This is a genomic window from Xanthovirga aplysinae (assembly GCF_009711365.1).
Lineage (GTDB): Bacteria > Bacteroidota > Bacteroidia > Cytophagales > Cyclobacteriaceae > Xanthovirga > Xanthovirga aplysinae.
In genome coordinates this window covers 1-5,141 of sequence record NZ_SMMB01000891.1, presented here as the reverse complement: position 1 = coordinate 5,141, position 5,141 = coordinate 1, and the positions used below count along the sequence as shown (strand labels likewise).

Annotated in this window: 5 protein-coding genes; all 5 read right to left on the bottom strand. The window is 38.1% G+C overall.

The window, feature by feature from the left end; all coding sequences use genetic code 11:
* Positions 1-17: 17 nt before the first annotated feature.
* Genes E1171_RS07520 through E1171_RS07500 form a run of 5 tightly spaced genes read right to left on the bottom strand, consistent with a single transcriptional unit; the run spans position 18 to position 5,130 of the window.
* Positions 18-704, bottom strand: a complete 687-nt coding sequence (locus E1171_RS07520) for an ABC transporter ATP-binding protein (RefSeq protein ID WP_246164219.1) — start codon at positions 702-704, stop codon at positions 18-20.
* Positions 658-1,437, bottom strand: a complete 780-nt coding sequence (gene lpxA / locus E1171_RS07515) for an acyl-ACP--UDP-N-acetylglucosamine O-acyltransferase (protein WP_155205396.1) — start codon at positions 1,435-1,437, stop codon at positions 658-660. Before lpxA ends, E1171_RS07520 begins: the two co-directional genes overlap by 47 nt.
* Complete coding sequence (locus tag E1171_RS07510) at positions 1,438-2,835, bottom strand: bifunctional UDP-3-O-[3-hydroxymyristoyl] N-acetylglucosamine deacetylase/3-hydroxyacyl-ACP dehydratase (protein ID WP_155205395.1); 1,398 nt, start codon at positions 2,833-2,835, stop codon at positions 1,438-1,440.
* 27 nt (positions 2,836-2,862) lie between these two features.
* On the bottom strand, positions 2,863-3,882 hold the full coding sequence (gene lpxD, locus E1171_RS07505) for a UDP-3-O-(3-hydroxymyristoyl)glucosamine N-acyltransferase (RefSeq protein WP_155205394.1): 1,020 nt from the start codon (positions 3,880-3,882) through the stop codon (positions 2,863-2,865).
* 18 nt (positions 3,883-3,900) lie between these two features.
* The gene (locus E1171_RS07500; RefSeq protein WP_187696327.1) at positions 3,901-5,130 is read right to left on the bottom strand and encodes an HD domain-containing protein; all 1,230 of its coding nucleotides are present in this window, start codon (positions 5,128-5,130) and stop codon (positions 3,901-3,903) included.
* Between the last annotated feature and the right edge of the window lie 11 nt (positions 5,131-5,141).

Genomic DNA, 5,141 nt, shown 5'->3' with positions numbered 1-5,141 from the left:
AATAAAGAGGGGGTCCTTTAACCTTGCGCAGGTTTATAATTAAGTATATCAATTAAATGATTACATTGCTCATATTCAGTAGGTTGGTTGGAGCAAATGATTACCAGGCGTCCATTCAAAACTTTTTCCAAATTTTCCTGATACCAATCTATTCCTTTAAAATCAAGATTTGTAGTGGGTTCATCAAGAAATAAAACAGAAGAGGTTGAGAAAAAAGCCAAGCCTAGCTTTAAACGTTGTTTCATCCCACTAGAAAAATATTTGATTTGTTTGTGGATAGCCTTATCCAAGTACATGATGTGGATTAAATCCGTAATTTTAAGGCCACTTTTCATTTTCTTAAAATGAAAATGAAAATGAAGCAACTCCTTCAAGGTAAACTCTTCAACAAGCTCCAAATAAGGAGTCGCGATACTGATCTGTTGGTAAAATTCTGCAGGATTTATTTCATTCTGATTAGAATCGAAATAATTAATTTTTCCATGAGTGGGTGGAGCATAACCCGAAATCACTTGCAATAAAGTAGACTTTCCACTTCCATTTGGCCCCGTAACGGCCCAAGATTGATCATGCTTTAAAAAAAGGTCCAGGTCTTTAAAAATCCAATCCCGACTGAATCTTTTCCCCAAACCTTTTAATTCAATTTCCACCATTTTATTAATGTGCAATTCCCTTGATGATTCCTCTACTAGAACTACTGACAAAATGAATGATTTCGTCCCGCTCTTTGGAAGGATTCATCTCCAACTGAATGATATCTAAAGCTTGATTATTATTTAATCCTTTTAAATAAATATGGCGATATATCTCCTGGATTTCATTAATTTTTTCATTTGAAAAACCTCTTCTACGAAGGCCAATGGAATTAACACCTGCATAACTTAAAGGAAATCTTCCAGCAGTAACATATGGGGGAACATCTTTAGTCACTAAAGAACCACCCTGCAACATCGTATGAGCACCCACTTTACAGAACTGGTGAACGGCACTTGTTCCTCCTAAAATGGCATGTGCACCTATCTCCACATGACCTCCTACCTGAACAGCATTGGATAACACCACCCTGTCATTAATAATGCAATCATGGGCAATATGTACGTAAGCCATCAACAAACAATTCGATCCGATCGTGGTTTCTCCTCTCTCTTTCGTACCTCTGTTTAATGTGACACACTCTCTAATTACCGTATTATTCCCAATGACCACCAAACTTTCTTCTCCGGCAAATTTCATATCTTGAGGTACGGCCGAAATGACAGCACCTGGAAATATCTTGCAATTTTTTCCAATTCTAGCCCCTTCCATAATGGTAACATTGGATCCAATCCAAGTACCTTCTCCAATCTCTACATTTTTATGTATGGTGGCAAATGGCTCTATAACAACATTTGAGGCAATTTTTGCCTCTGGATGAGCGTACGCTAATGGTTGGTTCATTTACTTTTTATCTTTTCGTACAATACTGGCAATCATGGTGGCTTCACACGCAAGATTCTTGCCAACAAAGGCTTGCCCGCGCATTTTGGCAATTCCACGTTTAATTGGAGCCACCAATTCACATTTGAAAATAATAGTATCACCAGGAAATACCATTTTACGAAACTTACAATCAGAGATGCTCAAGAAATAAGTCCAATAATTTTCCGGATCTGGCACAGTAGCCAATACTAAAATCCCGCCACATTGAGCCATTGCTTCCACAATTAGCACACCAGGCATTACAGGATTACCAGGAAAATGCCCTTGAAAGAAAGGTTCATTAATAGTTACATTCTTCACTCCAGTCACCACCGAATCATCCAAATGGAATATCTTATCTATTAAGGCAAATGGATACCGATGTGGTAATGTCTTAGTGATTTTATTCACATCCATCAATGGTGGCATGCTAGGATCGTAATAAGGCACAGCATGCTTAGAAGCAGTCTTCATCAATTTTTTGAGTTTTTTAGCCAACTCAATATTGGCTGCATGACCAGGCCTTGCCGCTAATATTTGTGCCTTTAAAGGACGACCTACTAGTGCCAAATCTCCAACCACATCCAGTAATTTATGACGGGCCGGTTCATTGTCGTACCTTAACTCTACATTGTTTAAAGTACCCTCTTTCTTTACTTCAACTTTTGGTTTATTAAAAAGTTCAGCCAAATAGTCCAACTCATTCTCTTCGACCAATCGGTCAACGATTACCACTGCATTGTCCAGGTCTCCTCCCTTTATCAATCCTTGCTTATAAAGCATCTCGAGTTCATGCAAAAAGCAAAATGTCCGGGCTGAAGCAATTTTAGATTTAAAATCCCTAACATTGTTTAAGGTAGCATGCTGACTTCCCAATACCGTAGAATTGAAATCTACCATAACCGAAACTCGGTAATCATTTAATGGAAGTGCTGCCATTTCCACCTTTCTAGATGGCTCCTTATGGGAAATCTCTTTAGGTAATTCAAACACCTCTCTTAAGGCATTTTGTTCTTCAACTCCAGCTGATTCTAAGGCCTCAATGTATTGAATCGAACTACCATCCATAACTGGCGGTTCGGGACCATCCAATTGAATCAAAACATTATCGATTTCAAGACCAACCAACGCAGCCAAAACATGCTCTACAGTAAAAATGCGAGCACCTTCCTGTTCAATGGTAGTTCCTCGGGAAAGGTCTACCACATTATCCACATCTGCATTTACTACAGGATGATTTTCAAGATCAATCCGTTGAAACTTAAAGCCATGGCCCGGTCTTGCAGGCAAAAAAGTCATGGTTGTAGGTGCCCCAGTATGCAACCCTACACCTGAAACCGTTACAGACTTTTTAATAGTGTGTTGTTTTGTATTCATATCTTATATCAAAATCAGGCGCCAAAGTTAAGATTTTTTTTCCAGTTGATAAACTCTGCTTCTAAGTTCCGGCAAATTACGAAAAACCGCAATAATCCTCCCATATTTGGTTTTATCCATTGCTGGGGAGCCAATTATCTTAGCATTATCTTTCATGGATCTTCCCACTCCACTTTGGGCACCAATTTGTACTCCGTTTCCTATTTCAATGTGTCCCACAATCCCAACCTGTCCTCCAATAACACACTCATTTCCTATTTTTGTGGAACCAGAAATGCCAGTTTGAGATGCAATAACAGTGTTTTTGCCAATTTCTACATTATGAGCCACCTGAACCAAATTATCTATTTTTGCACCCTTATGGATCACAGTTGAACCCATGGTTGCACAATCAACAGTAGTATTTGCTCCAACATCTACAAAATCGTCCAAAATTACATTACCTAATTGCGGAATACGTTTATAGCTTCCATCAGGCTGGGGAGCAAACCCAAAACCATCACTTCCTATTACGGCTCCGGCCTGCAATACACAGTGACTTCCAATTTTTGAATTTGCATACACCTTCACTCCGGCATACAAAATAGTATGATCTCCAATAACAGTATTATCCCCAATATAAACGTTTGGATATATTTTAACGTCTTTACCAATTTCAACATTTTTTCCAATATAGGAAAATGCTCCTCGGTAAATACCTTCCCCATGAGATGAGTTTTCCCCTAAAAAGGAAGGAGATTCCACTCCACTCTTATGAGAAACCATCATCTTTTCATATTGCTCTAAAAGACTGGAAAAACCTGTGTACGGATCATCAACCTTAATTAAAATTGTTGAAATACTCTTCGTGGGTATGAAGTCTTTTCGAACAATTACTGCAGTAGCATTGGTGTTATATATATAATTTTCATACTTTGGATTTGCCAGGAAAGAAATATCACCCTCTTGAGCATCTTCAATCTTTCCCACATTTTTAATGACCGCCTCCTGGTCACCTTCCACTTCCCCATCAATTAGTTGGGCTATTTGTAAAACCTTAAATTCCATGAACAAACCTTAAAATTGTCACAAAGATACATTTTTGGGCCAGCATAGGTAATATTTTTTCACAATTTTGCTCATCGCCTTTATATTGGGTAAATCTGATGCAAGGGCAATATCTACCAATTGCCCATTTTTTGTTAAGATGTTAATATTTTGGCCTTTTGCGATATAAGCTGCATTACTTATGGCCCCATGAGAAACAAAGTACTTCACTTCCTCATTTTTTAATCCCAAAGTTTGTTTAACTCTTTCCTTTACTTCCTCGATTTGGTTTATTGAAAACTTCTCATTACTTAACAATACTTTGAAAAGTTTACGGTTTAGTAACATCTGGCTTATTTTTGAAAGTATGGGGTCCCGATGGTCCACCCAAACTTTCAACGCCCCCCATATATCAAAATCGTCCAAAGCAGCAAAAGTTTTCAAATATCTCTCATTCTCTTTAAGTTGATCAGGACTGGGCATTTCCGTTAAAAAAAGTTTTAAAGCTGGAGAAGCCCATACATCCATACCTTTTTTTAGCAAATCCCTTACTCTTAGAATAAGCTGAACAAGCATTTTCTCGGAACTAACCGTAGCCTTGTGCAAATAAACCTGCCAATACATTAATCTTCTGGCACTCAACAAGTTTTCAATACTATAAATACCTTTCTCTTCTACTACGATTTGATCTTGATAAACGTCGAGCATCTTTATGATACGATCAGCTCCAATAGTTCCTTCCGATACACCGGTAAAAAAACTATCACGCATCAAATAATCCAACCGGTCAATATCCAACTGACTGGAAACCAATTGGTGAAAAAAACGCCGCTCATAAGTCCCTCTAAAAATTTGAATGGCGCGATCAAGAGCTCCATCAAAAACTTTATTAAAATACTCCATTAATAGAAGGGATAGCTTTTCATGATGAAAACCAGGCAGTATGAAATCCTCCAATGCATGAGAAAAAGGTCCATGCCCAATATCATGTAAAAGAATAGCCAAAAGGGCTCCTTCATACTCTTCATCGGAAATTTCATTCCCCTTATTTCGAAGATTATCCAGCGTAATACTCATTAAATGCATAGCGCCCAATGCATGATGAAATCGGGTATGTAAAGCTCCCGGGTATATCAAGCTTGTAAGTCCCAGTTGACTAATTCGCCGAAGTCGTTGGAAGAAGGGATGCTCAATAATATCGAATATAAGGTCACTGTATACCGTTACAAATCCATACACAGGATCATTTATGACCTTGTTTTTATTCACTTTGGAAAGCT

Excerpts from the sequence above, each read along its gene's own strand:
- E1171_RS07510 (WP_155205395.1), bottom strand. The coding sequence starts at position 2,835 with ATGAATACAAAACAACACACTATTAAAAAGTCTGTAACGGTTTCAGGT.
- lpxD (WP_155205394.1), bottom strand. The coding sequence starts at position 3,882 with ATGGAATTTAAGGTTTTACAAATAGCCCAACTAATTGATGGGGAAGTG.
- lpxA (WP_155205396.1), bottom strand. The coding sequence starts at position 1,437 with ATGAACCAACCATTAGCGTACGCTCATCCAGAGGCAAAAATTGCCTCA.